We start from the raw sequence: 24265 nt of genomic DNA, 5'->3' as shown, positions 1-24265 counted from the left end.
AGGTCCCCCTTATCAACGTGGGAGACATGGGTGCTGGGTGTAGCCGAGCATTTGATCGTAGAGATCGGCTCGACGATCACGATGCAGATCGTTCAGGTTGTTCCAGATGAGGGCGCTGCGGGAGCTGGTCAGGTCGATATCGGCAAACAGGATTTCCTGCTGGTCTGCCGATGCTACGGCGCCAATCGGCCAGCCATTGGTCCCGGCAATCAGCGAGCATCCGAGGTAGCGGGCACCTCGCTCCTCACCAATCCGGCTGGCAGCGGCGATAAACACATTGTTGACGTGTGCCGCCGTCATCGTCAGGTACGACGCCATGCACTTGCCGGCCTCATCGAACAGCGGCGGAGGCGTCCAGACCCAGTTATTGACGCTGCAAATGATGTCGGCGCCTTGCTGACTCAGGATGCGCGGTACCTCCGGGAACCAGATGTCCCAGCAAATCAACATCCCGATGCGGCCAATAGGCGTATCAAAAACCGGAAAACCAAGATCGCCCGGTGTGAACCAGAGTTTCTCCAGATTCCACAAATGGGCTTTTCGATACTTGCCGATGAAACCGTCAGGGCCAACAAGTATTGAGGTGTTGAAGAGCCGCATGCCGTCGCGCTCGGCCAGGCCGGCCACGATGTAGACGCTGTGTTTGGAGGCAAAGTCGATCCAGAGTTGCGCGCTTGGCCCGCCGGGTATCAACTGCGCATGTTCAAAAGCATCCTGCCGATTGCTGAAGAAATAACCGGTGCTGCATAGCTCAGGCAGCACAATAAGGTTCGCAACGCCGGTGACCGCCTCCAGCGCCAGTTCCAGGCTACGACACAGGTTTGCATCGCAATTTTCGATGCCGACTTGTGGATCGAATTGCACGACTGCTACACGCACAGGGCTTGTTGGCTCGCTCATTTCGGGTGACCTCTTTTTATTGTTTTTCACGCTGTTTCAGTGCGTGTTTATGAGAGTCGAAATGCCAGTGGGTGTAAGTCAGATGCTTCCTTGAGTGCTGTAGTCTTTGTCCGAAGATGTATGTTCGAAAAAGTAAAAAGGGCCTGCATTTGCAGACCCTTTTTGTGGGACGTAATGGTAGCGACTGGAGAAACGCAATTCCTGTAGGAGCCGGCTTGCTGGCGATCGCGGTTCGTCAGGCGACATCTGTGTCGACTGTACGTCCGCGATCGTCGGAACTCCGCCCGCAGCAAGCCGGCTCCTACAGGGTGCGCACCTCGTTATTTTTGGTGCGTGCCCTGTTCAGCTCAAAGCAGATGCTGAGAAATCAGTTTGGAAATTGCCACCATCGACGTCCTGCCGGTGAATTCGAACTTCACCCTCCCCAACGACGAAAAATAAATCTCCAGTTCGGAATCCAGATCAAACGTCCCCGACGTTTCCACCGAATACGCCACGATGTTTTTGTACGGCAACGAGGTGAAGTCTTTTTTGCTGCCGGTGATGCCCTGCACGTTCACCGCGATGATGCGTTTGTTGGTGAAGACCACGCCGTCGCGCATGGATTTGTACGAGTCGATGACCTGTTCCCCGTCGAGCAAAAGGTCGACTACCCGTTCGGCGTATTCGTCGTTCTGCTTGAGCTTGAAGAATCCCTTGTTGTTGAAATCAATCATTTACCGCTCCTGTCTGGGGCTCGAGTTGCTTGCGGTATTTGTCGTTGATGGCGTACGCCGGGGATTGCGCGGTCAGCAGGATAACCAGCGCTGGCAGGATGATTCTGTTCATGTTTACCCTCTTCTTCGCGAATGCCTGCATATAGCATGAATGACTCACTTTAGCCTGCGCACGCATTTGAGTCTGTCAGTACACAAGGGCAGCAGCGCCCACCTGCGTTATCATCGCTGCCCTGTTTCCCCAAGAGCCCTGCCCCCGGATGTCCGATACTCTGCCATTGCCTGAAGACCCTCAATCGCTGCCACCGGTGCTGGCGGGCCCGCTGTTGCGGCGCCTGGAACCGACGCGGCTGGTGCTGTGGCTGGTGGGTTCGCGGGCGCTGGATTTGACGCTGCGCTTGCAGGGCGTGGGCGATATTCGCCTCGATGCCGGGCAATGCACGGTCGTTGCGGTGGGTACCCATGCGTTTGTGCACCTGATCGATGTGGCGCTGGACGCTGCCCTGCCCTGCGATGAGGTGATCGAGTACGACCTGTTGATCGATGACGGCACGGGCATCGCCACCTGGGCGCCGCATCTGTTGTACGGCGATGCGGCTGCGCCGAACTTCGTCCTGCATGCGCGCATCGAGCAGTTGCTGCACGGTTCCTGCCGCAAACCCCATCACCCGGCGGCCGACGGCCTGCTGTGCGTCGATCAGCTGTTGGCGCAAGAGCACCTGGCCAGCGAGCGTCCGGCGCTGCTGATGATGAGCGGCGATCAGGTCTATGCCGACGATGTCGCCGGGCCGACCCTGCGGGCGATCCATGCCTTGATCGAACGGCTGGGGCTTTTCGGTGAGCATCTGGCTGGCGCCATCGTCAGCGACAGCGCCGAGCTGTACGGGCACGCCGCCTGTTATTACCACCGCGCGGATCTGCTGCCGGCGCTGCAAAGCAACGAAACCCTGCGCGAGCGGTTTTTCGGGGGTGCGCGCAAGCCGATTTTCACCAGCAGCAGTGCCGACAACCACCTGGTGACCTTCGCCGAAGTCATGGCCATGTACCTGCTGGTCTGGTCGCCGACGCCCTGGACCTTGATCGCGCCAAAACCGCCGAAACTGATCAAGGAACGCCGCGAGCGTTATGCCCTGGAGCAGACGCGCATCGACGCGTTCAAGGCTGGCCTGGACAAGGTCGCGCGAGCGCTGGCACACGTGCCGACGCTGATGATCTTCGATGACCACGACATCACCGACGACTGGAATCTTTCCGCGCAATGGGAGGAAACGGCCTACGGCCATCCGTTTTCCCGGCGCATCATCGGCAATGCGCTGCTGGCCTACATGCTGTGCCAGGGCTGGGGCAACAACCCGGATGCGTTCGTTGAAGTGCTGGAAAAAACCCGTTCACTCAGCGCCACCGGCGATGACCATTACCTGGACAGCGATGTCCAGGACGCGCTGATCGATGAGCTGCTGCGCTTCCAGCACTGGCACTACGTGCTGCCCACCACGCCGGCCATGGTGGTGCTCGATACCCGCACGCGGCGCTGGCGCAGCGAGATGAACCTCAAGCAACCGTCGGGCCTGCTGGACTGGGAAGCCCTCAGCGAACTGCAGCAGGAACTGCTCGATCACCCTTCGGCGATCATCGTTTCGCCGGCGCCGATCTTCGGCGTCAAGCTGATCGAAACCGTGCAACGGGTGTTCAGCTGGCTGGGTTATCCACTGCTGGTGGACGCCGAGAACTGGATGGCCCATCGCGGCGCGGCCCAGGTGATCCTGAACATTTTCCGCCACTCGCGCACGCCGGGTAACTACGTGGTGCTGTCCGGCGATGTGCATTATTCCTTCGTCTACGAAGTGCTGATCCGCCACCGCAAGGCCGGCCCGCGCATCTGGCAGATCACCAGCAGCGGCATCAAGAACGAGTTCCCGCCGGCCCTGCTGGAGTGGTTCGACCGCCTCAATCGCTGGCTGTATTCCCCGCGTTCGCCGCTGAACTGGCTGACCAAGCGTCGGCGCATGCGCATCGTGCCTCACGTTCCAGAGCATGCTGAAGCAGGTGAACGGCTGTGGAATTCAGCGGGGATCGGCCAGGTGTACTTCAATGAACAAGGGCAGCCACGGGATATTTTCCAGCACAACGCCAATGGCTCGCCGAAGACGCGGATGGTGGCGCCTGAAGGTGATATCTGAAGGGCTGGACTGAGAACCTGTGGGAGCGGGCTTGCTCGCGAATGCGGTCTACCAGTCCCTATTGGGGTGTCTGTCAGACCGCATTCGCGAGCAAGCCCGCTCCCACAGTTTGATCGGTGTCGCTCATGGATTTAACCCGAACCCTGATCATCGGCAACTCCGGCTCCGGCAAGAGCTGGCTGGCGCAGCGGCTGGCTGAGCGTTTGCAGGTGCCCTGGACCGATCTCGACCGCGTTCACTGGCTGTCCGACGAACACAGCATCGCCCGTCCCCGCGCCGAAGCCTTGGCCATGGCGCGAATCGCGGCCGAGCAGGAGCGCTGGGTGATCGAAGGCGTGTATGGCTGGATCGCCAGCGAACTCCTGCCCCGCACGACTGGGCTGATCTGGTTGAGCATTGCCGACGAGGTATGCGTCGCCAATATTCGTCAGCGTGAAGTCAATGACGATGAACGTCTGATCGCGTTGCTGGAGTGGGCGGGCAGTTATCGTCAGCGTGACGGTTCCAGCGGATACACGGCCCATCAGCGGCTATTCGACGGGTTTACCGGTTGCAGAATTCAATTGATGGACCGGACTGAAATCGCAGATTTCGCCTTTATCAGATAAGGACTACAGCGTTCTCGGAAACGTCCCGAGGAGCTTTCGGCGATACTCGGAAGACACGTTGATGCGCTCATTGCGCAATGACCATTCGGAGATATCGCCTTGTCGACCTGTACTCATTTCTGTACAGTCCTTGCATCGAGCGAGGATTTCACCATGCACACCATCAATTACACCACCGCACGCGCGCACTTGGCCGAGACCATGGATCGCGTCAATGAAGACCGCACCCCGCTGCTGGTCACGCGCCAGAAAGGCGAGCCGGTGGTGATGATGTCGCTAGCCGAATACAACGCCCTCGAAGAGACCGCCTACCTGCTCCGCTCCCCCGCCAATGCCGAACGCTTGATCAAATCGATCGGCAACCTGCGCGCCGGGAAAACCAAGTCACGGCAACTCATTGAAGAATGAACATCGAGTTCACTCCTGAAGCTTGGGATGACTACCTGTGGTTTCAGCAAAACGACAAGGCGGGACTCAAGCGCATCAACCTGCTGATCAAAGCCATCCAGCGTGAACCTTTCGAGGGCCTCGGAAAACCGGAACCGCTCAAACACAATTTAAGCGGCTTCTGGTCGCGCCGGATCACGGCTGAACATCGCTTGGTCTACACCATCGAAGACGGTGAGTTACGCGTTGTGATGTGCAGATACCACTACTGAACTCACCCCCCTGACAATCATCTCCACCTCCCGCTCATCAATCGTCAAAGGCGGCAACAAGCGAATGGTCTGCCCCCGCGTCACGTTGATCAGCAACGCATGATCCCGCGCGGCGATCAGGCTCAGGTCGCGGATCGGTTGCTTGAGTTCGATGCCGATCATCAGGCCCTGGCCGCGGATGGCCAGGACGTTTGGATTGTCGGCCAATTCCATGCGCAACCTGGCCAACAGGCGTTCGCCCTGGCGCCGGGCGTTTTCCAGCAGGCCTTGTTCCTCGATGATGTCCAGCACCGTACAACCGACCCGACAGGCCAACGGGTTGCCGCCGAACGTGCTGCCGTGGCTGCCGGGGGTGAAGAGTTCGGCGGCTTTGCCACGGGCCAGGCAGGCGCCGATGGGCACGCCGTTGCCCAGGCCTTTGGCCAGGGTCATGACGTCCGGGACGATGCCTTCGTGCTGGAACGCGAACCACTGCCCGGTACGGCCGATGCCGGTCTGGATTTCGTCGAGCATCAACAACCAGGCGCGCTGGTTGCACAGTTCGCGCACGGCTTTCAGGTAACCGGGTGGCGCCAGTTGCACGCCGCCTTCGCCCTGGATCGGCTCCATCAGGATCGCCACGATGCGCGAGCCGTGTTCCTGCTGCACCTTGTCCAGCGCCTTGAGGTCGCCGAAGGGCACCTTGACGAAATCCCCCGGCAACTTGTTGAAGCCCAGGCGCACCGCCGGGCCATCGCTGGCGGACAGGGTGCCGAGGGTGCGGCCATGGAAAGCGTTGTGCATGACCACCACCAAGGGTTGCTCGATGCCTTTGCTCCAGCCATGCAGCCGGGCGATTTTCAATGCCGTTTCATTGGCCTCGGCACCGGAGTTGTTGAAGAACGCCCGGTCCATGCCGGCCAGCCCGGTCAGCTTGCGCGCCAGCTGTTGCTGCCAGTCGATGCTGTAGAGGTTGGAGGTATGCAGCAAAAGGCCGGCCTGTTCGCTGATGGCCGCGACGATTTTCGGGTGCGAGTGGCCGACGTTGGTCACCGCCACCCCGGCCACCGCGTCCAGGTACTCACGACCGGCCTGGTCCCACAGGCGCGTGCCCAGGCCCTTGTTGAAACTCAGGGCCAAGGGTTGGTAAGTGCTCATCAGGCAGGCGGCGGTCATGGCATCAGGCTCCATCAAGGGTCGGTGTTTTTGCAGTATGGTTAGCCACCTGAGCTGGATAAATACTGCAATACTTCAATCATTTCAAAGTCGAGCTTGATAATGGACCTGTTCCAGGCAATGACCGTGTACGTCAAGGTGGTGGAATCCGGCAGCATGACCGGCGCCGCTGCGCAGTGCAAAATGTCCACCACCATGGTCGGCAATCACCTCAAGGCCCTCGAGCAGCGCCTCGGTGTGCGCTTGCTCAACCGCACGACCCGGCGCCAGCGGCTGACCGAATTCGGCACCGCGTATTACCAGCGCTGCCTCGAAGTGTTGGGGCTGGTGGCAGACTCTGAACGCCTGGCCGAGCAAGCGGTCGATGAGCCCAGTGGCACCCTGCGCATCTCGGCGCCCCTGACCTTCGGCACGGAAAAACTGGCGCCGGCCCTGAGCGAATTTGCCCTGCTCTACCCGCGGGTAAAACTCGACGTGATGCTCACCAACCGCCGCCCGGACATGCTCGAACACGGCCTGGACGTGGCCTTTCGCCTGGGTGCCTTGGAGTCGACCACCCTGATTGCCCGCCCGCTCATCAACTACACCCTGACCATGTGCGCCTCCCCGGCGTACGTGGCCCGGCGCGGCGCGCCGCTGAAACCGGAAGACCTGCGCCACCACGACTGCCTGTCGTTCGCTTATCCGGCCGGGGATGACTGGCACTCGGTGGAAAAGGAATGGCGCCTGGCCGGCCCCGAAGGTGAAGTCTCGGTGGCGGTCAGCGGCCCGATGCTGATCAACAGCTCGGCCGGGCTGCATCAGGCCGCGCGCACCGGCATGGGCATCGTGATGTTGCCCGATGTCCTGGTCGAGCGGGACATCCAGGACGGCAAGCTGCTGGGCTTGATGCCCGGCTTCACCCCGCCGAGCCGGCCGATGAACCTGATGTATGCCCAGGACCGCTACCGCCTGCCGAAATTGCGACGCTTCGTCGACTTCGCCCTGCAGATGTGGGGCAAGCACTAGCAGGTCCACCGGGCCTTGAACTACTCTCCCTGACTAGGCAGGACATTTGCTATCAGGCAGGCGTCAGGGAGAGCAGCGATGGGAGAGGCATCGAGTATCGAGCCCTTGAAGTTCAATGTCTCTGACATGAACGAAGGCATGCTGCACACCATCATGGAGTTGGTCAGCGACGGCATCTGGGACTGGAATGCCAACACCGGCTTCGTCTACCGCAACAGCCGCTGGTACGAAATGCTCGGCTACACGCCACACTCCCTGGACAACAACGCATTGACCTGGGAAAACATCATCCACCCCGATGATTTCCCGCAGGTCATGGCCCTGTTCGATGACTACCTGAAACAGCACACGCCGGTGTATCAGGCCGAGTACCGCTGCCGCGCCCACGACGGCAGTTATATCTGGATCGAAGACCGCGGCCACGTCCTGGCCCGCAATGCCGACGGTTCGGTGGCGCGGATGGTCGGCGCCCACCGCAGCATCGAAGACAGGAAACGCCTGCTCGAAGCGCTCGAACGGCGCAATCTGTCCCTTGAAGCCATCGTCGAAGAACGCACCCGTGAGCTGTCCAGGGTCAATCAGCAACTGCAGGTACAACTCGAAGAAAACCGCAAGCTGGCGCAAACCGATGCCCTGACGTCGATCGCCAATCGCTATCGCCTGGAACAGACCCTGCCCCAGGAATGTGAGCGGGCCCAGCGCTTTCGACAGCCGCTGTCGTTGATCGCCATGGACATCGACGACTTCAAGACCATCAACGATCACTACGGCCATGCCCTGGGCGACGCCGCCTTGGTGCAGGTGGTCGAACGTGTGCTGCGCTTTGTGCGTGACGGTGACCTGCTGGCCCGTTGGGGCGGCGACGAATTCATCGTGATCCTGCCCGACACCCCGCTGGCCGAGGCCATAACCCTGGCCGAAAAAATCCGCGAGGGCCTGGCGGACTTGCCCGCCGTAGGCGACTTTCGGGTGACCATGAGTTTCGGCGTGGTCCAGCGCTTTGAGGAAGAGCAAAAGACCGGCCTGATGGCCAGGGCCGATCAGGCACTGTATCGGTCGAAAATCGCCGGCAAGAATGTGATCAGCGGATAACCGCCGTCACATCCCCGCCTTCACCAGCACCGGTTTGTCCTGGTAACGATCCGGGTACAGCTGCTTGAGCTGCGCCACCTTCGGCAAGTCGTTGATCACGATGTAGGGATAGGTCGGGTGCTCGGTCAAAAAATCCTGGTGTTCCTCTTCCGCCGGGTAAAAACCGTTGAAGCTTTCCAGCTTGGTCACGATCGGCTTGTCGAACGCACGCGCGGCGTCGAGCTGGGCGATGTAGGCCTGGGCGACCCGTTGCTGTTCGCCGCTCTTGGTAAAAATCGCCGAACGATACTGGGTGCCGGTGTCCGGACCCTGGCGGTTGAGTTCGGTGGGGTTGTGCGCCACGGAAAAGTAGATCTGCAGCAAGGTGCCGTAGCTGACCTGGCTCGGGTCGAAGGTCACTTCCACCGATTCCGCATGCCCGGTATCGCCACCGCTGACGCGGTCGTACTGGGCGGTATTGGCTGCACCACCGGCGTAACCGGACACGGCATTTTTTACGCCTTTGACATGCTGGAACACCCCTTGGACGCCCCAGAAGCAGCCCCCGGCGAATACCGCGGTTTCGCTGCGGGCCTGGGTGGTTTCGTCGATGGCCGGTGGCGGCAGCAGTACCCCTTCTTCAGCCCCACCGAGGGAAAACGCCGAGCATTGGCCGATGATGCCGGCAGCGGCCAGCCCCAACAGGGTACGGCGCCAGGTGAACAGGCTTTTCATGTCACAGACTCCAGAAGGATGCAGATAAATTCAGACGGTGCCGGGCTCGAACTTCAGCGCCAGGCCGTTCATGCAGTAGCGCAGGCCGGTGGGTTTCGGCCCGTCGTCGAAGACATGGCCCAGATGCCCGCCGCAACGCCGGCAGTGCACCTCTTCGCGCAGCACCCCGTAGGAACGGTCCTGGCGGGTGGCCACGGCCTTGTCCAGCGGCGCCCAGAAACTCGGCCAGCCGGTGTGGCTGTCGAACTTGGTCGCCGAGGAGAACAGCGGCAATTGGCAACCGGCACAGGCGAACGTGCCGTCGCGGTGCTCGTTGTTCAGTGGGCTGCTGTAGGCGCGTTCGGTGCCTTCTTCGCGGAGGATTTCGTACTGTTCGTCGCTGAGGATGGCGTGCCATTCGCTGTCGCTGTGGGTCACTTCGAAGGCCTCGGCGGCGCTGGCATCGCTGATCAAGGCCGTGCCTGTGGAAAACTTCGGCAACAGGCCGATTGCCAGGGCTGCCACCCCCAGCCCGCCGCTCGTTAGCAGAAATTGCCGTCGTGAAAACATGCTCGCCTCCAGAAATCCAGGGGTGTTTCATGGAACACAGCCTAGGCTTTGGGTGATCGCCAAATCCTCACGGGAAGTTAAACAATTCGTGATAACTCGGGCGCCGAAAAAACCGCACAATGGGCCCTTGACGGACTTCACTGACTTGACTGATTTAACTGTAGGAGCTGCCGCAGGCTGCGATCCTTTGATCTTGATCTTTAAAAACAAGATCAAAAGATCGCAGCCTTCGGCAGCTCCTACAGTGAGTGGCATTACGCACCCTGCGCAGAAGGATTGAGCTGGATGGAACAGACCAAACGCATCCTCGTGGTCGAGGATGACCTGCATATCGCCGACCTCATCTGCCTGCACCTGCGGGACGAGCAGTTCGAGGTGGTGCACAGCGCCGATGGCACTGAAGGCATGCGCCTGCTGCAACAGGGCAACTGGGATGCGCTGATCCTCGACCTGATGCTGCCCGGTGTCGACGGCCTGGAAATCTGCCGGCGCGCCCGCGCCATGGCCCGCTATACACCGATCATCATCACCAGTGCGCGCTCCAGCGAAGTGCACCGGATTCTCGGCCTGGAACTGGGTGCCGACGACTACCTGGCCAAGCCGTTTTCCATGCTCGAACTGGTGGCCCGGGTCAAGGCGTTGCTGCGTCGGGTGGAGGCCATGGCGCGCAACCTGAAGATGGACGCCGGCAGCCTGCTCATCGACGGCCTGGCCATCGACCCGATCACCCGCGAAGTGGCCCTCGACGGCCGGCGCCTGGACCTCACGCCCCGGGAGTTCGACCTGCTGTACTTTTTCGCCCGCCAGCCGGGCAAGGTATTTTCGCGCATGGACCTGCTCAATGCCGTGTGGGGCTACAGCCACGAAGGCTACGAGCACACCGTCAACACCCACATCAATCGCCTGCGCGCCAAGATCGAGGCCGACCCGGCGCAACCGGTACGCATCCTCACGGTCTGGGGTCGCGGTTACAAATTCGCCACCGGTGAGGAGCCGCAGCCATGAGGCTGACCCTGACGCAGCGCCTGTCCCTGGTGTTCGCCGTGCTGCTGCTGGTGTGCTGCGGCACCTCGGCGTGGCTGCAGGTGCGTTCCAACCAGATGCATGAACAGGAAGTGGTGCAAGGCTTGTCCCGGGACCTGGCGCAGCACATCGCCAGTGACACGGTGCTGATGGACACCCAGGGCCTGATGCCCAATGCCGTGCGCGATCTGTTCAGCAAGCTGATGCAGGTCAACCCCAGCGTCGAGGTTTACCTGCTGGACACCGAGGGCAAGATCGTCGGCAGCGCCGCGCCCGAAGGCCGGATCCGCCGTGAGCGCGTCGACCTGGCGCCGATCCAGCGCCTGCTGCGGGGCGATGCCTTGCCGATTGCCGGTGATGACCCGCGCAGTGTCGATGGGCGCAAGGTGTTCAGCGCCGCACCGTTGAAGGTCGACGGCAAGCCGGTCGGTTATCTCTACGTGGTGCTGTTGGGTGAAGACCACGATCGCCTGGCCGAGCGCGGCGCCACCAGTGCGGCGCTCAATACCGCCCTGCTGTCCATCGGCCTGGTCGCGCTGCTGTGCCTGATTGCCGGCCTCACTGCGTTTGCGTTGATCACCCGACCCTTGCGCCGTCTCACCGACACCGTCAGCCAGTTCGACATCGACGGCGTCCCGGTCTCGCCGGCCCTGCCCGTCACTGTGGACAAAACCGCCAGCCATGACGAGATCGCCATACTCGACGCCACGTTCCGGCAGATGCAGGCGCGCCTGGGCGAACAATGGCGCTCCCTGACCCGCCAGGACCAGGAGCGCCGCGAACTGGTGGCGAACATCTCCCACGACCTGCGCACGCCGCTGGCGTCGCTGCATGGCTACCTGGAAACCCTGTCGCTCAAGGACGCCACGCTGTCACCCGACGACCGTCGTCGCTATCTCGGCATCGCCCTGGATCAAAGTCGCAAGGTTGGCGGTCTGGCGCAGTCGCTGCTTGAGCTGGTGCGGCTGGAGCATGGCTTCGTGCAGCCGGTGCTGGAGCGGTTTTCCCTGACCGACCTGGCCCAGGACATCTTCCAGAAATTCGAATTGACCGCCGAGGCGCGCCAGGTCGAATTGAAGGCCACGTTCGCCCCCAACGTGTCTGCGGCCTGTGCGGACCTGGGATTGATCGAGCGGGTGTTGACCAACCTGTTCGACAACGCCTTGCGCCATACGCCGCCAGGGGGCGAGATTGAACTGGGGTTGCGTCCGCAGGGGTCGTTCATTGAAGTGACGGTCAGCGATACCGGGCCGGGTATTGCTCCGGAGTTGCGCGAAGGGCTGTTTTTGCGGCCGTTCAATATCGGTGGGGCACGGCGTGATGGTGGGTTGGGGTTGCGGATTGTGCATCGCATCCTGCAATTGCATGGGCTTGAGATTCAGTTGGTCGACAGGCCGGGGCGTGGGGCGACGTTTCGGTTTTCATTGCCGATCGATGATCAGACCGCGGCGGCACTGGCGGTGCGATCCATGAACCTGAATACACCGGGGCAGGCCTGACAGACTGTGGTGACTGCATCGCCAGCAGGCTGGCTCCCACAGTGTTTTGGGTCGGCCACAGATTTAGCGTACACCCAATTCCCCTGTAGGAGCCGGCTTGCCGGCGAAGGCGCCCGAAAGACAGGGGCAATGTTCAAGGACGCCTTCGCTGGCAAGCCAGCTCCTACAGGGTGTGTGTGTCGTGATTTTGTCCGTTGGCCTGTTGGGCCGTGACAACGCCGCCCCGGTCCAATAGATTAGGCGGCCTGAAAAGCCCTCGGGCTTTCTCGCCCCTATTCAAGTTCAAAGAAGTAGTGAAATTTCAATGTCAGATTCCAACACCGCTGAATCCGTAGTCACCCTGTCGTCCAAAGCGGAATACGAAAACTCCATCAATCTTTCACAGCACGTATCCCAGGCCAAGACCATCAGCGAGATGGTCCTGGACGCGTTTCAATCCACCCGCGAAAGCGAGCAGATCCGCGAGCTGCGCGCCGCGATCCGCCAGGCCCACGACAGCTTCGACGACGACAAGGCCTACGAATTGATGGGTCAGCTCAAGCAGCTCAAGGACGACGAGGCCGCCGACATCGCCGCCCTCGAAGACCTGAGCAGCAAGTTCCCGATCAGCCGCATCCTGTCCAGCTTCAAGGACGATCCGGCGTTCCAGGAAATCGTCTACGGCCTGGCCCTCAAGGTGCTGAACCAGACCCACCAGGCCATCAGCAACCCGAGCGGCGGCAAGAGCAAGGCCGCCAAGGCGAAAAAAGAAGTCGAAGTGTTCACCATCAGCAAGGACGGCATCAGCGTCACCTTGCCGCTGCGCACCCCGCGCTCGCGCCTGAGCGTCGACCGTGAAGCCCTGGAATTCCTCGGTTTCACCTTCGTCGGCGAAGGCGACGAGGCCGAGCTGCAAAGCGAGACGTTCCTGGACAACCAGGGCGCCGAACAAGCGGTCAACCGCAAGAACATCATCACCGCCCTGCAACAGCAGACCGCCTTCGACGGCTACAGCATCGCCGCCCAGTAACACCCGCCAGCGCTTCACCAGAGCCCCGCCACCGTGCGGGGCTTTTTATTGCCCGCGATTCCAGCGAAACCGCGTTTAGTGTTCCAGTATCAAGGCCAGAAAAACACTTCCCTTCACCCATCTGCACCACGGGTCCGCCTGCAGGGAGCGTCAACTCACTTTCCAGCCCAGACCTCAGTGGTGCGACTGCTGAGGTCATCATGAACACGCTTCCCTTGTACCGCCAGTTGGCCAACCACTACCTGGACGCGATCCGCAGCGGCACCCTGAAAACCGGCGAGCGCCTGCCGTCGATTCGCCTGATGATGGAAAAACACGCCGTCAGCCTGTCCACCGCCGTGCAGGTCTGCCGCGAGCTCGAGGACTATGGCGTACTGGAAGCCCGACCGCGCTCGGGCAATTACATCCGCCAGCCCGACACGCCGGGCAAAGCCGTCGCGATCAGCCTGCCGCCGCCACTGGATACGGGCGTCTATGTCGGCATCCATGAGCAAGTGTCAGCGGTGCTCAAGGCCAGCCAGCGCGCGACGGTCAAGGTCAACTTCGCCAGTGCCTACTGCGCTCCGCCGCTCTATCCGCTGAAGGTCTTGCAGGACAACATGATCAAGGCCTTGCGCCAGGACCAGCATCTGCTCGATACCAGCAGTTCGACCAGCGGCCACAGTGACCTGCGCAACGTCCTGGCCCGGCGGATGCTGACCGCCAAGACTCACCTGAGCGCCGAACGCATCGTGATCACCCACGGCGCCACCGAGGCGATCAACCTGGCCTTGCGCGCCGTAACCCGCCCCGGCGATACCGTGGCCGTGGAGTCGCCGACCTTCTACGGCCTGTTGCAGATTCTCGAAAGCCTCAACCTGCGGGTGCTGGAAGTCCCGGCCTCGACCCCTGCGGGGATTCACCTGCCGGCCCTGGAACAGCTGCTGCAAGGGCCGCAGCCGATCAAGGCGCTGATCGTAATGCCCAACCTGCACAATCCACTGGGCAGCATCATGCCCGACGCTCACAAGGCGCGGCTGGTGAAACTCTGTGCCGAGCACGATACGGTGCTGATCGAGGACGATACCTACGGCGACCTGGTGGACACCGAGCAACCGCTGTCCACCCTCAAGCACTGGGACCGCACCGACAGCGTGATCTATTGCGCTTCGCTTAACAAAACCCTGGCCCCGGGCCTGCGCCTGGGCTGGATCAGCGCCGGCAAATGGCACGACCGCGTGGAAATGCTCAAGCACACCCAGACCCGTGGCTGCGAGAAGTTGTCGCAGCTGGCGGTCAGTGCGTTCATGGCCACGCCTTCCTATGAACGCTACCTGCGGCGCCTGCGCAAAACCCTGACCCAGCAGCGCCAGCAGATGAGCGCGGCGATATTGCGCTACTTTCCCGAGGGCACACGGGTGACCAATCCCCGGGGTGGGACGTTGCTGTGGGTAGAGTTGCCTGCGCAGTATTCGTCCATGATGCTTTTTCATGACGCGTTGAACGTTGGCATCCAGATTTCACCTGGGGATATCTTTTCCAACACCCGGCGTTTCCATCACTTTATGCGCATAGGTTGCGGAGCGCCGTATTCGCCAAGGATTGATGAGGCGCTGCAAACCCTGGCCCGCCTCCTCAAAAACCAGGGCTAAACACATCCCCCTGTAGGAGCTGGCTTGCCAGCGAAAGCGTCAGCACATCCAGCATCGAGGTGCCTGACACCCCGCCTTCGCTGGCAAGCCAGCTCCTACAGGTTTGCGGTGTGTCAGCACATCCAGCATTGATGTGCCTGACACACCGCCTTCGCTGGCAAGCCAGCTCCTACAGGGGTTGCGTGTTATTGGGGGTTTTGGTGTAGGCAGATGATATGCGGGTCATCATTCCAATGCGGGAAGCGCTCGGCGATCAGCGGGTCGTGGCCGGGGATGACGTGGTCTTCGCTGTCGGCCAGGCGATTGATCTCGCTGAACGCCTCAAGGCTTTGCGCCAGGTCATCGATGATTGGAAACGGGCTGCGCTGGCGAATATTGACCCACAGGTGCGCCGCGTCCGACGCCAGCACGATCCAGCCCCGCTCGGTGTGCACCCGCACCACCTGGCTACCCGGTGTGTGTCCGCCCACCGCGTGCAGCGTCACGCCGAGCAGCACCTCCACCGTGCCGTTGTGCAAACGCATGCGCCCCTCGAACAGCGGCGGCAGCGCCGACATCACGTCCTCCACCTCGTAGGTCTTGTTCACGGTGTGATGGGCCATCTTCGGCCCGGTGCAGAAGCGCAGTTCCGCTTCCTGCAGATGCACCGTGGCCTTGGGAAACAACCCCAGGTTGCCGGCATGATCCCAGTGCAGGTGCGTGAGGATCAGGTGCTCGACCTGCGCCGGATCGATGTCCAGTTGCCGCAGGGAATCCTCCGGCAGGCGATACATCTGACGGTTGCGGCGGTCCGCCGTGGCCGGTTGAAAACAGGTGTCGACCACAATCACCTGATGCTCGTTGCGAATCACCCAGAAGTAGTAATCCAGGGGCATCGGCGCATTGGGGTCGCCGCAGCAGGCATCGTAGAGAAAGTTCTCCCGGGCGGTGCGCTGCGCGTTGGCGCCGACCCGGATGGCGAACACTTCGTACAGGGGAACGGACATGATCACCTCCGGGTTCAGGCGGCTGCGGTGGCTTTGAGGGTCGGACGGAAATCGAAATCGATCTGCTCGCTGATGCCCAGGTCCTGCGCCAGCTTATGCAGGCCACTGTAGTCGCGCATGATCGTGGCGTTTTTGTTGCTCTCGCGAGTGTCGGCGATGATCGACCCGGCATCCGTGACCCCAAGCTGCGTGAGGATCGCCTCCCACATCGAGTAGTCCTGGGCGATGAATGCACTCAGCGCCACCGAAAGGTGACGGGCGAAAAACTCCCGCTGTTCGGGCTGCATGTTGGCGTACATCACCTTGGCGACTTCGGCCAGCACCTTGCTGTGGGCGTATTCGTCGCGGTTGTGCAGTTCGGCCACGCGGCGGTTCTGCGGCTGGATGGTCTGGTCGTCCGCCAGCAGGTCGAGGTAGGCATTGACGCTGATCTCGGCCACCACCGCGAAGGTGATCGCCGCCAGGTCGCGCTGCCATTGTTCGGGCAGTTCCTCACGCAGGGCCTTGAGGCGCAGGTAGGTCACCGAGGGCGGCAAATCCAGGTCCTGGTCGAGGGCGCGATCGAGCTTGGTCCGCTCGATGGCGCGCAGGTGCATGAGCGTGTGGTAGTGCTCGTCGATCAGGGTCTGCTGCATCGCCTCGCGAAAATGCCAGTCGTCCTTGCCCAGGTACTGCTGGGCGATGACGCTCAGCGCCGGGTTCACCACGTGCTCCTCGGCGGTGACGGTGCGCAGGTTGTAGCCGATCCAGCCCCAGGTCATCACCTTGCTCTTGAGCTCGTCGCTCAAGGCCTGGAATGTCGGGTGATGGAAAAACGGCACCATGCACTCCGGGTAATCCGGGCGTGCCGGGTCGAACACTTCGTTGACCTGGCCCCTGTCCGGCGCACAGACCCCGGCGCGTTTGGTCCAGGCCTGATTGAGCCGCACGATCAGTTGGTGATCGACCTGGGCAATCTCGATTGCTGTTTGCATGACGCAATACCTGTAGAACGCGTACCCGTCAGGGGTACGCGGAAAAAAGAAGGGCGACGGAAAAATCAGGCCAGCCAGTAGCGGGTCAGGTTGCGCGCCGGGTCAGTGTATCGACTGCGGGCATGGATCATCCGCCAGTTGTCCCAAATCAGCAGGCACCCGTCGGGAATCAGCACCGGGATGTTGTGCTCGACAAAGTACGCTTCGCCCAGCGCGGCAAATCTTGCCAGCGGCGCCGTGCTGTTGGCCACCTGCGATTGCTGCAACGCCTCCTTCGACGGATTCACATCGCCGTAGTGAAACTGGTTGTAGCTGAAGCGAAAGATGTCGCCGTCCTCGGTGGGGGTCAGGATGTATTCCCTGACACGGGTTTGCGCCGGTTCGCCGGGCTTGGCGGTGGCGACGAATTCCACCGGCGTGTCATCGAGCCACTCGCGCAGTTCCGGCTCGGTTTGCTCGAGCGACTTGAGGAATTCGTAGCCGTCCACCAGCCCCGTATGCCCGCCACCGCAAGTCGCCTGTGTATGGCAATGCAGCGCCAGGTAACGTGGCGGCGGGCCGTACACCGGCGCTTCGGTGTGCGGGCCGATGCCGTTCATGCTCTGGGAGTACGGCAAGTCCTCGTAGCCCGGCTTGCGGGTGATGGCGAACGCCACCTGGCCATTGAACTGCGGAATGATCGGGCCGAACTCATGCAGTGTTCCCGTAACGTCGTGGGCGAATTCCCCTGGGGTGAGCACCGTCCAGCCACGACTCGACAATTCTTCGTGGCGATGGCCCAGTGAAACATAAGGTGTGCACGCAACAATCCCTTGGTCTGACATGGTGAGTTTCCTGGCGGTTTATCAGGCGTTGACGGTTGAGGTGTAAGCGGCAATCAATGCACTGCAGGCGTTGCCCGGTCGGTAGCGCTGTTCATCGATGCTCTGTACCGGGGTGATTTCGGCGGCGGTGCCGGTGAGAAAACACTCGTCGAAGTCGCCCAGTTCCGTGGGCAGGATCGTGCGTTCGATCACCTGGTAATCCAGCGCCCGAGCCAGCTCGATGACGGTCTGGCGGGTAATGCCGTCGAGGAAGCAATCCGGCACTGGCGTATGCAAGGTCCGCCCTTTGGCGAAGAACACATTGGCGCTGGTGGCTTCGGCGACGTGGCCGCGCCAGTCGAGCATCAAGGCATCGTGATAGCCGTGGTTTTCGGCGTCGTGCTTGCTCAAGGTGGCGATCTGGTAATGCCCCGACGCCTTGGCTTCGAAGGGGTTGCTGCTGGGCGGTGGACGGCGCCACGTGGCGGTCTTCAGGCGGATGCCGGCCATGCGCGCCGCCGGGTCGAAATAGCTCGGCCATTGCCAGCAGGCGATCGCCACATGCACACGATTGAAACGCGCCGAGGTGGAAATCATCTCGCTGCCGCGCCAGGCCACCGGGCGCAGATAGCCGTCGCCCACCTGGTTGCGTTGCAGCAATTGATGGCTGGCCGCTTCCAGCTCGGCGGGTTCGAAGGGAATGGCAAAGTCCATCAGCTGCGCCGAGCGATACAGCCGCTCAGTGTGTTCGCGCAGCTTGAAGACCTTGCCGTTGTACACGCGCTCGCCCTCGTACACCGTGCTTGCGTAATGCAGGCCGTGGCTCAGCACATGCAAGCGCGCCTGGGACCACTCGACGAACTCGCCATCGAGCCAGATCCATCCTTCGCGTTGATCAAACGGGATACCGCTCATGTCCTTGTCTCCCCAGTAATTAAGCGTCGGCTTACGCCGTTTGCAGCAGGACCGGTATCAACTGCGGCGCAGGCGCCAGCAACAACTCGGCCTCGGTCTGAAAGAAAAAAGCCCGTTCGCCGAAAGCCGGGCGCAGCTCGTCGAACCAGGTCGCCTGCGGATCGAAGCGCGCATAGAAGGTGCGCAGTACCCACAACGGGTCCCGGGCCTGGAGGAACTGCAACACGAAGACCTTTTCCCCGGCGACGGTCTCGATGCCGTTGATCAGGACCTTGCCGTAGAAGGTGCTCATCGACGGCCCGCGCACCGTACGTGCCAGCCCCGACACTGTGCGATAGGCCGCCTGGAAGATCTCGAACGCCCGTGCCAGCGGCATCGCGAAGTAGTGGCTGGGGCCGGTGTCGCGCTCGACGAACATGTAATAGGGCACCGCCCCGAGCCGTACGCCTTCGGTCCAGAGATGGGCCCAATCGGCGGGATTTTCGTTGATATGGCGGATCACCGGTGCCTGCATGCGCAGGGTCGCCCCCGTGGAACGAATGCACTCGATGGCCTGCCGGGCGATGGCCGGGCGGATCTCCACCGGGTGGTTGTAGTGGCCCATGATCGAGAGGTTTTTCCCCGCCGCGACGATCCGCCGAAACAGCGCCAGCAACTCGGGCGCATCCTTGTCGCTGACGAACCGCTGCGGCCAGTACGCCACCGACTTGGTGCCGATGCGGATGTTCTGGATGTGCGGCAGATCCAGGAGCGGCTCGATGTACCCTGCCAGCGAGCGGGTGTTCATGATCATCGGGTCGCCCCCGGTAATCAGCACATCCGTGACGTCGGTGTGTACCTTGAGGTAGCTGACCAGCTCCTGGGATTCCCGTGCGTTGAACTTGAGCTCTTCCTCACCGATGAACTGCGCCCAGCGAAAACAGAAGGTGCAGTAGGCGTGACAGGTCTGCCCTGCACCGGGGAAAAACAACACGGTCTCGCGGTACTTGTGCTGGATGCCCGGCAGGACTTTGCCGTCGAGGGTCACGCCGTTGTGCGTCAGCTGCCCGGCCGGATGGGGGTTCATGCGCAGCCAGATCGCCTCGATCCGCCGCTTGATCGCGGCGGCGTCATCCTGTTCGATCAGTTGCTTGAGCGAGGCATACTCCTCCGCCAACAACATGTCCTTGTGGGGAAAGGTCATGCGGAAAATCGGATCGTCCGGGATGTTGTTCCAGTCGATCAGCGTGCCCAGCACGTATTCATTGGTTCGAAACGGCATGACCCGGGCCACGACCGTCATGGCTTCCTGCAACGCAGGCGTCAGCTTGTGCCAATAGGGTGTGTCGCGAATGGTGCGGGCGTTATAGGGTTTGTAGCGTTCGTGCTCCGACAGTCCTTGCATGGCAGCGCTCCTGGTGATTGCCCTGACAGTCGCCTCAAACAACAGCGGGTGCGATGGCCGGCGCTTTGCGCTCGATGTCCATCCATGCCCGAACGCTGTCGCGATCCCACTGGCGGCGGACATAGGCCGCGAGCCGCGCCGGGACTTGATCGCCATGGGCGACCAGCCGGTTGAGCATGATCGCCAGGTCGGTGTCGGCGATGCTCCAGTCGCCGAAGAGGTGCTCGGCGCCCTCCTCCAGCAAGCGGTCGGCGACGAAAAACAGGCGTTCGACCGCGGCCTTGGCATCGTCGGAGAGCGGCGCGAGTTGCTTGCCGAAGTACACCAGGTCAAACGGGCGCTCCTTGCGAACCACCAGCAAATCGCTGCGCAGCCAGGCCTGAAGTTGGCGGGCCCGGGCGCGCTGCTGGATGTCTTGCGGGAAGAGTCTGGTATGTCCCGGGGCGAGTTCCTCCAGGTACTCGGCGATGGCGGAAGACTCCGACAGCGCAAAACCTGCGTGAACTAAGGTGGGAATCTTGCAGGTCAGGGAAATATCACGATACTTATCCTGATAGTTCTCGCGCGCTTTTAAATCCAGCGTGACAAACTCAAATGAAAGTTGCTTTTCCTTGAGCGCCACAAACGCCGACATGGCAAAAGCACTGACAAAATCCGCACCCACATAGAGTTTAAGCTTGTTGCTTTCCATAGAACGCTCCCTTGAACTAAACACATAAATCCGTTGCATTCCAGGCGATCGTAGTAAGTTGACCGGGCGCTGAATAGATACAGAAATTGTCCGTTTGCATCGATACAGATGGCAAATTGCCACGGGGCAACGCGGGTACAGCAGAAATGAAAAAGGGAGTCGGCGAATGCGGACTCCCTGGTGGGCAACGGAGGGGGAAATTACAGCGAGCGGGGGATCAGGCCAACGTTGTCGTTGTGGTTGGCGAGCAGCAGCGCCTGGGGCATGTTGCTGATGTTGAGCATGGCCAGCGGCTCGGTGGCGCTGGTGTTGACGAAGCCGTGGCGGGTCCAGGCCGGCACCAGCAGCACGTCTCCACTGCCAACGCCCACGGCCTCGGCATCGCCCAGGGTCAAGGTGCCGTTGCCGCTCTGGATGATGAACAGGTGCCACCAGGCATGAACATGGCCGATGAGTTCCGCGCCCGGTATCAACCATTGCATGGACACGGCCATTCCGGGGGTCAGCGAGCAGCCGTCGAGGCTGCCGTCGTGGGCCAGCGCGACAATATCGACATCGCTCGCCTCAAGGCTTTTGCGCATATCCGTTAGTTCAACATCCTTCCACACCCGTGGTTTTAGCGGTTGTTGAACCAGACTTTGGCGAAAGTCCTTATATGAAAAGAACGCACCTTGAACGCTGTTCATGTTCGGGTTCCAACTTATTCTGCCGACTTGAGTTATCCGACCTTAGGCGAACATTTAATCGCTGTAAAGCCGAACAACTCAGACTTATAACGCAGAAGGTCGCAACGCCACGATCATGTCCACTTCCACTGCCGCGTTTTTTGGCAACTGATAAACGCCGACGGTCGTGCGAGTATGTTTGCCAGCATCGCCCAGTACATGACTGAAAACATCCGAGGCGCCGTTGGCCACTTCGCTGAGGTCTACAAAATCCGCCGTGGATTTCACATACACCGAGACCCTGATCAGCGATTTGATCTTGTCCAGCGAACCGATGGCATCGACAATCAACGCCAACCCGCGCATCGCGCAGAGGCTGGCGGCCGCTTGCGCATCCGCCATGTCGAGGTCCAGGCCGACCCGGCCGGGGTATTGGATCTTGCCGTTCACCCGCGGCACCATGCCGCTGATATGCAACTCGTCGTGGTGACGAATCAGCGGAGCGTAATGCCCGCCCACGCTGTTTTCGCCGTAGATGTCGTAGTCGAATTCCTTCGCCAGCGCGATGAAGCGCTCATCACAGGTCATGTGCTCAATCATTTAACAAACCTCTTGATCAGTACTGCAAAAAACATTGATCCCTGATGCTCAACACAGCATCCGTGCAGGTGGCGCCAGGCTGTTGATCCCGATGCTCGACTCAACGGCCTCGGCCAGGCGCAGCAGGTCATTGCTGAGCTGTGTGTAGTCTTCGTTGAACAACACGATGTGGCCGATGAACGAGAAGTTGTCTTTCACCAGCGCGCTGACCGCATCGCCAATGCGCTTGGTTACCACCGCCTCCACCAGGTCGATGTCCAGCGAGCGGGCCAGGGCCTGGATGTCCGGTACATCGCGCAGGATGCCGCCCGTGCTCGCCCGCAGCAGGCGTATGCCGCAGTAGCCGCGCGGCACCGGTTCCCGGTTATCGACCTGGCCTTCCACGGCCCAGCGCACCCAGCGCTCCCACGGGTCGAAATCGACGAATGCCTGACGCGCCAGGTCCCAGATGTGCATGCCCCCGGGGCGCATGTTGGTTTCAACGGCCGAGGTGCGATGGTTGGCCCGGTAGAACACCTCGTTGTGCCAGGCACCGTTGTCCTGGGAAACCAACCCCGCCATGTGCTGGCCGGCAGCCTTCAGTCGAGCCTGTACCTCAGGCGCCAACGGAGCGGGCACCACTTGCTGGATCTCGGCGCGGTAGGCGCCTTCGGTGGTGGTTTTTTCGGTGATCCAGGTACTTCCGGCGACATAATCCCAGCTGTATTCCCGGGCGTTCTGGATCAACTCTTCGAGTACGATTCCGCCCTCGCGATAAGGCTTGAGTGCCTGCCACGCGTCGTCGCATTCGGACGGGTGTCGGATGACCCGGCAGCCTCGGCTGGCACCTTCGCAGGCGGGCTTGATGAACGCCTTGCCGCCCAGCTCGATCACGCGCTGACGCAGGTCCGGCAGGCTCTCGATACGGCTGGAAGCCACCGGCCGGTAATCTTCGGGAGCCGTGCTGGCGCAAGCTTCGAGCTGGCGGAAAATCTGTTTGTCCAACCCCGCTCGGGCCTCGGCGGGAGAAATACCGGGCAAGCCGAAATGACTGGCCAGCGCCGCACCGAGCAGCACGCCACGGTCGGAAAACGGCAGCACGCCGATCAGCTTCCAGCGATCGGCGTTCAGGCACCCCACCACCAGCTCGAGGGAGGCCGCTACGTCCTGCTCGGCCAGCGAAGTGCTGCAGACATGGTCCGCCACCTGATCGTCATAGGGCTGGATCTGCTCGACCAGCAGGATCAGCCTGGCGTTGTACAGCGACTTGCACAGATCGCGCAGCTTCTGGATATCGTGAACCCGACTGCCGTTGTACCCCACCACTACTACGCATGAAGTCGTATTCATAAAGCCCCCGACTTGCAAAGTGAAAACCGAAACAGCGATGACTCAGTCGTGCAACGACGCGATGGATTGCCGGTTGAGCCAGTACCAGACCAGGATCCCGCCAGCGCCGATGGCAGCCAGCACCAACGCGTTATAGGGCGGTGGCGCGACCCGCATGATCAACACGGTCAACCCGGCGCCGACGCCCAGGGACACTTCCTTGACGAACATGTTGTTCTGCTTGACCGAGAAATAATCGAGGTGGCTGAAGGCGCATTCGGCGATGGACAGCAGCGCCACCCAGATCAGCGCGCCGACCAGGGTGTCGACGTGGAACGCGGCAGGCGACGACAGCACGGCAAAACCGCCGACAATGATGCCGATCACCGTCAGCACCTTGAAGCGCCCGGTGCTCTCGATCAGCTTCATGACCGGCACTTGCGCGAAGACCACCACGGCGCTGTTGAGGATCAGCATCAGCCCATACCAGGCCGGCAGCTCGCCGGTCTTGAGCAGGATCGCCTGTGGCAGGATCGAGAACACGCCGAACAGCTTTATGCCCATGATGACGCCGGCGATGACCCAAGGCAGTTTGTTGCGCCAGCCGCTGCCGTCCTGGCTGGCGGGACGGGCCACCACGGGGTCACAGGTGAAGGTCGCGCCCATGGCGATCGGCAGGCACAACAGGACGAAACCGGCGGCGCCCAGGAAGAACAGGGTCGGGGTCAGCAGCGGCGACAGCAGGATCAGCCCTGCCAGCAGGCTGCCCATGTTCATGGCGACACGGTTGTAGGCGGCGCCCTCCTTGGTCTGCGCCGCTTCGCTCTTGATCAGGTAACCGGCAATCGCAATGCCATAGGCGAACAACGCCGCGGCAAACATGACCACGCCCTGGTTGCTCGTGATCGCCAGCAGCACCAGCCCCATGGCGGCGCACAGCAGCGTAACGCTCAAGGAGCGGCGGCCGAGTACCAGCAGGGTCAACGGCAACAGCAGCAACAAGGCCCGATACCCCAGGGCCAGGATGCTGTTGGTGGCGGTATCGAGCCAGACGTTTGCCTTGCCCAGCACCGCAAACAGCGACACGGCGGTGATGATCCGGATGGTGAACAAGCGCAGGTTGATGACCGGCTTGGCCGCGACGACCGTTGTTTCGACACTCATGCAACACCTCACGAACCTGGCATCGATCAACC

Annotated in this window: 25 protein-coding genes; 10 read left to right on the top strand and 15 right to left on the bottom strand. The window is 61.4% G+C overall.

Annotation, left to right across the window (positions count from 1 at the left end):
- Positions 1 to 12: 12 nt before the first annotated feature.
- Positions 13 to 900, bottom strand: a complete 888-nt coding sequence (locus tag SOP95_RS01490) for a nitrilase family protein (RefSeq protein WP_323605663.1) — start codon at positions 898 to 900, stop codon at positions 13 to 15.
- Between the two features lie 347 nt (positions 901 to 1247).
- Complete coding sequence (locus tag SOP95_RS01485; protein ID WP_323605662.1) at positions 1248 to 1616, bottom strand: PH domain-containing protein; 369 nt, start codon at positions 1614 to 1616, stop codon at positions 1248 to 1250.
- A 260-nt stretch (positions 1617 to 1876) separates the two neighbouring features.
- On the opposite strand from SOP95_RS01485, the gene SOP95_RS01480 reads away from it, so the two are divergent.
- The 4 genes from SOP95_RS01480 (at position 1877) to SOP95_RS01465 (ending at position 5063) form a co-directional block, all read left to right on the top strand.
- Entirely contained in the window at positions 1877 to 3796 is a 1920-nt protein-coding gene (locus SOP95_RS01480) for an alkaline phosphatase D family protein (RefSeq protein ID WP_323605661.1), read from the top strand.
- 125 nt (positions 3797 to 3921) lie between these two features.
- Positions 3922 to 4404 carry an adenylate kinase gene (locus tag SOP95_RS01475; RefSeq protein ID WP_323605660.1) on the top strand — a complete coding sequence of 161 codons (483 nt, stop codon included), beginning with the start codon at positions 3922 to 3924 and terminating at the stop codon, positions 4402 to 4404.
- A gap of 153 nt (positions 4405 to 4557) precedes the next feature.
- Positions 4558 to 4812 carry a type II toxin-antitoxin system Phd/YefM family antitoxin gene (locus SOP95_RS01470; RefSeq protein WP_020795569.1) on the top strand — a complete coding sequence of 85 codons (255 nt, stop codon included), beginning with the start codon at positions 4558 to 4560 and terminating at the stop codon, positions 4810 to 4812.
- Positions 4809 to 5063, top strand: a complete 255-nt coding sequence (locus tag SOP95_RS01465) for a Txe/YoeB family addiction module toxin (protein ID WP_274073890.1) — start codon at positions 4809 to 4811, stop codon at positions 5061 to 5063. The genes SOP95_RS01470 and SOP95_RS01465 overlap by 4 nt, the downstream gene beginning before the upstream one ends.
- Here SOP95_RS01465 and SOP95_RS01460 read toward each other — a convergent pair.
- Positions 5031 to 6218 (bottom strand): aspartate aminotransferase family protein, encoded by a 1188-nt coding sequence (locus tag SOP95_RS01460; protein ID WP_323605659.1) that lies wholly within the window; start codon positions 6216 to 6218, stop codon positions 5031 to 5033. The two genes, SOP95_RS01465 and SOP95_RS01460, sit on opposite strands and share 33 nt — an antisense overlap.
- A 102-nt stretch (positions 6219 to 6320) precedes the next feature.
- Here SOP95_RS01460 and SOP95_RS01455 point away from each other — a divergent pair, with 102 nt between their 5' ends.
- Together SOP95_RS01455 and SOP95_RS01450 are read left to right on the top strand one after the other, a co-directional pair.
- The gene (locus tag SOP95_RS01455) at positions 6321 to 7226 is read left to right on the top strand and encodes a LysR family transcriptional regulator (RefSeq protein ID WP_323605658.1); all 906 of its coding nucleotides are present in this window, start codon (positions 6321 to 6323) and stop codon (positions 7224 to 7226) included.
- A 78-nt stretch (positions 7227 to 7304) separates the two neighbouring features.
- Positions 7305 to 8318, top strand: a complete 1014-nt coding sequence (locus SOP95_RS01450) for a sensor domain-containing diguanylate cyclase (protein ID WP_323605657.1) — start codon at positions 7305 to 7307, stop codon at positions 8316 to 8318.
- Positions 8319 to 8324: 6 nt separating this feature from the next.
- Here the strand turns inward: SOP95_RS01450 and msrA are convergent, their stop codons facing one another.
- Together msrA and msrB are read right to left on the bottom strand one after the other, a co-directional pair.
- Positions 8325 to 9032 carry a peptide-methionine (S)-S-oxide reductase MsrA gene (gene msrA, locus SOP95_RS01445; protein WP_274073894.1) on the bottom strand — a complete coding sequence of 236 codons (708 nt, stop codon included), beginning with the start codon at positions 9030 to 9032 and terminating at the stop codon, positions 8325 to 8327.
- Positions 9033 to 9062: 30 nt separating this feature from the next.
- Complete coding sequence (msrB, locus tag SOP95_RS01440) at positions 9063 to 9581, bottom strand: peptide-methionine (R)-S-oxide reductase MsrB (protein ID WP_274073895.1); 519 nt, start codon at positions 9579 to 9581, stop codon at positions 9063 to 9065.
- A gap of 285 nt (positions 9582 to 9866) precedes the next feature.
- Here msrB and SOP95_RS01435 point away from each other — a divergent pair, with 285 nt between their 5' ends.
- The 4 genes from SOP95_RS01435 (at position 9867) to SOP95_RS01420 (ending at position 14743) form a co-directional block, all read left to right on the top strand.
- Positions 9867 to 10586, top strand: coding sequence for a response regulator transcription factor (locus SOP95_RS01435; protein ID WP_274073896.1), 720 nt, complete (start codon positions 9867 to 9869; stop codon positions 10584 to 10586).
- Complete coding sequence (locus SOP95_RS01430) at positions 10583 to 12103, top strand: sensor histidine kinase (protein ID WP_323605654.1); 1521 nt, start codon at positions 10583 to 10585, stop codon at positions 12101 to 12103. Before SOP95_RS01435 ends, SOP95_RS01430 begins: the two co-directional genes overlap by 4 nt.
- A gap of 304 nt (positions 12104 to 12407) precedes the next feature.
- Positions 12408 to 13112 carry a hypothetical protein gene (locus SOP95_RS01425; RefSeq protein WP_323605653.1) on the top strand — a complete coding sequence of 235 codons (705 nt, stop codon included), beginning with the start codon at positions 12408 to 12410 and terminating at the stop codon, positions 13110 to 13112.
- 200 nt (positions 13113 to 13312) lie between these two features.
- Complete coding sequence (locus tag SOP95_RS01420; RefSeq protein WP_323605651.1) at positions 13313 to 14743, top strand: aminotransferase-like domain-containing protein; 1431 nt, start codon at positions 13313 to 13315, stop codon at positions 14741 to 14743.
- Between the two features lie 185 nt (positions 14744 to 14928).
- Here the strand turns inward: SOP95_RS01420 and SOP95_RS01415 are convergent, their stop codons facing one another.
- From SOP95_RS01415 to SOP95_RS01370, 10 genes are all read right to left on the bottom strand, one after another.
- Positions 14929 to 15729: an N-acyl homoserine lactonase family protein gene (locus SOP95_RS01415; RefSeq protein ID WP_323605650.1), complete on the bottom strand. Its 801-nt coding sequence runs from the start codon at positions 15727 to 15729 to the stop codon at positions 14929 to 14931.
- Between the two features lie 14 nt (positions 15730 to 15743).
- Positions 15744 to 16703 carry a diiron oxygenase gene (locus SOP95_RS01410; RefSeq protein WP_323605649.1) on the bottom strand — a complete coding sequence of 320 codons (960 nt, stop codon included), beginning with the start codon at positions 16701 to 16703 and terminating at the stop codon, positions 15744 to 15746.
- Between the two features lie 65 nt (positions 16704 to 16768).
- Entirely contained in the window at positions 16769 to 17527 is a 759-nt protein-coding gene (locus SOP95_RS01405; RefSeq protein ID WP_274073902.1) for a TauD/TfdA family dioxygenase, read from the bottom strand.
- 21 nt (positions 17528 to 17548) lie between these two features.
- Positions 17549 to 18421, bottom strand: a complete 873-nt coding sequence (locus SOP95_RS01400) for a branched-chain amino acid aminotransferase (RefSeq protein ID WP_323605647.1) — start codon at positions 18419 to 18421, stop codon at positions 17549 to 17551.
- Positions 18422 to 18452: 31 nt separating this feature from the next.
- Positions 18453 to 19805, bottom strand: a complete 1353-nt coding sequence (locus SOP95_RS01395) for a KamA family radical SAM protein (RefSeq protein ID WP_323605645.1) — start codon at positions 19803 to 19805, stop codon at positions 18453 to 18455.
- 34 nt (positions 19806 to 19839) lie between these two features.
- The gene (gene yfcF / locus SOP95_RS01390; RefSeq protein WP_323605644.1) at positions 19840 to 20496 is read right to left on the bottom strand and encodes a glutathione transferase; all 657 of its coding nucleotides are present in this window, start codon (positions 20494 to 20496) and stop codon (positions 19840 to 19842) included.
- Between the two features lie 200 nt (positions 20497 to 20696).
- Entirely contained in the window at positions 20697 to 21182 is a 486-nt protein-coding gene (locus SOP95_RS01385) for a cupin domain-containing protein (RefSeq protein WP_323605643.1), read from the bottom strand.
- A gap of 84 nt (positions 21183 to 21266) precedes the next feature.
- Entirely contained in the window at positions 21267 to 21761 is a 495-nt protein-coding gene (locus SOP95_RS01380; protein WP_274073907.1) for a RidA family protein, read from the bottom strand.
- Positions 21762 to 21809: 48 nt separating this feature from the next.
- On the bottom strand, positions 21810 to 23090 hold the full coding sequence (locus SOP95_RS01375) for an ATP-grasp domain-containing protein (protein WP_274073908.1): 1281 nt from the start codon (positions 23088 to 23090) through the stop codon (positions 21810 to 21812).
- A gap of 42 nt (positions 23091 to 23132) precedes the next feature.
- Positions 23133 to 24233 carry a hypothetical protein gene (locus SOP95_RS01370; protein ID WP_323605641.1) on the bottom strand — a complete coding sequence of 367 codons (1101 nt, stop codon included), beginning with the start codon at positions 24231 to 24233 and terminating at the stop codon, positions 23133 to 23135.
- Between the last annotated feature and the right edge of the window lie 32 nt (positions 24234 to 24265).

The organism is Pseudomonas sp. YuFO8, from assembly GCF_035065025.1.
GTDB lineage: Bacteria > Pseudomonadota > Gammaproteobacteria > Pseudomonadales > Pseudomonadaceae > Aquipseudomonas > Aquipseudomonas putida_AE.
Note: the sequence above shows the minus strand (reverse complement) of the source record. Positions and strands in the feature narration are given on the sequence as shown.

Coding starts and splice junctions, on each gene's coding strand:
- SOP95_RS01420 (WP_323605651.1), top strand. CDS start 13,313: ATGAACACGCTTCCCTTGTACCGCCAGTTGGCCAACCACTACCTGGAC.
- SOP95_RS01395 (WP_323605645.1), bottom strand. CDS start 19,805: ATGCAAGGACTGTCGGAGCACGAACGCTACAAACCCTATAACGCCCGC.
- SOP95_RS01380 (WP_274073907.1), bottom strand. CDS start 21,761: ATGATTGAGCACATGACCTGTGATGAGCGCTTCATCGCGCTGGCGAAG.
- SOP95_RS01485 (WP_323605662.1), bottom strand. CDS start 1,616: ATGATTGATTTCAACAACAAGGGATTCTTCAAGCTCAAGCAGAACGAC.
- SOP95_RS01385 (WP_323605643.1), bottom strand. CDS start 21,182: ATGAACAGCGTTCAAGGTGCGTTCTTTTCATATAAGGACTTTCGCCAA.
- SOP95_RS01460 (WP_323605659.1), bottom strand. CDS start 6,218: ATGACCGCCGCCTGCCTGATGAGCACTTACCAACCCTTGGCCCTGAGT.
- SOP95_RS01410 (WP_323605649.1), bottom strand. CDS start 16,703: ATGCAAACAGCAATCGAGATTGCCCAGGTCGATCACCAACTGATCGTG.
- SOP95_RS01425 (WP_323605653.1), top strand. CDS start 12,408: ATGTCAGATTCCAACACCGCTGAATCCGTAGTCACCCTGTCGTCCAAA.
- msrB (WP_274073895.1), bottom strand. CDS start 9,581: ATGTTTTCACGACGGCAATTTCTGCTAACGAGCGGCGGGCTGGGGGTG.
- SOP95_RS01470 (WP_020795569.1), top strand. CDS start 4,558: ATGCACACCATCAATTACACCACCGCACGCGCGCACTTGGCCGAGACC.
- SOP95_RS01400 (WP_323605647.1), bottom strand. CDS start 18,421: ATGAGCGGTATCCCGTTTGATCAACGCGAAGGATGGATCTGGCTCGAT.
- SOP95_RS01455 (WP_323605658.1), top strand. CDS start 6,321: ATGGACCTGTTCCAGGCAATGACCGTGTACGTCAAGGTGGTGGAATCC.
- SOP95_RS01490 (WP_323605663.1), bottom strand. CDS start 900: ATGAGCGAGCCAACAAGCCCTGTGCGTGTAGCAGTCGTGCAATTCGAT.
- SOP95_RS01430 (WP_323605654.1), top strand. CDS start 10,583: ATGAGGCTGACCCTGACGCAGCGCCTGTCCCTGGTGTTCGCCGTGCTG.
- SOP95_RS01450 (WP_323605657.1), top strand. CDS start 7,305: ATGGGAGAGGCATCGAGTATCGAGCCCTTGAAGTTCAATGTCTCTGAC.
- SOP95_RS01465 (WP_274073890.1), top strand. CDS start 4,809: ATGAACATCGAGTTCACTCCTGAAGCTTGGGATGACTACCTGTGGTTT.
- msrA (WP_274073894.1), bottom strand. CDS start 9,032: ATGAAAAGCCTGTTCACCTGGCGCCGTACCCTGTTGGGGCTGGCCGCT.
- SOP95_RS01475 (WP_323605660.1), top strand. CDS start 3,922: ATGGATTTAACCCGAACCCTGATCATCGGCAACTCCGGCTCCGGCAAG.
- yfcF (WP_323605644.1), bottom strand. CDS start 20,496: ATGGAAAGCAACAAGCTTAAACTCTATGTGGGTGCGGATTTTGTCAGT.
- SOP95_RS01405 (WP_274073902.1), bottom strand. CDS start 17,527: ATGTCAGACCAAGGGATTGTTGCGTGCACACCTTATGTTTCACTGGGC.
- SOP95_RS01370 (WP_323605641.1), bottom strand. CDS start 24,233: ATGAGTGTCGAAACAACGGTCGTCGCGGCCAAGCCGGTCATCAACCTG.
- SOP95_RS01480 (WP_323605661.1), top strand. CDS start 1,877: ATGTCCGATACTCTGCCATTGCCTGAAGACCCTCAATCGCTGCCACCG.
- SOP95_RS01375 (WP_274073908.1), bottom strand. CDS start 23,090: ATGAATACGACTTCATGCGTAGTAGTGGTGGGGTACAACGGCAGTCGG.
- SOP95_RS01435 (WP_274073896.1), top strand. CDS start 9,867: ATGGAACAGACCAAACGCATCCTCGTGGTCGAGGATGACCTGCATATC.
- SOP95_RS01415 (WP_323605650.1), bottom strand. CDS start 15,729: ATGTCCGTTCCCCTGTACGAAGTGTTCGCCATCCGGGTCGGCGCCAAC.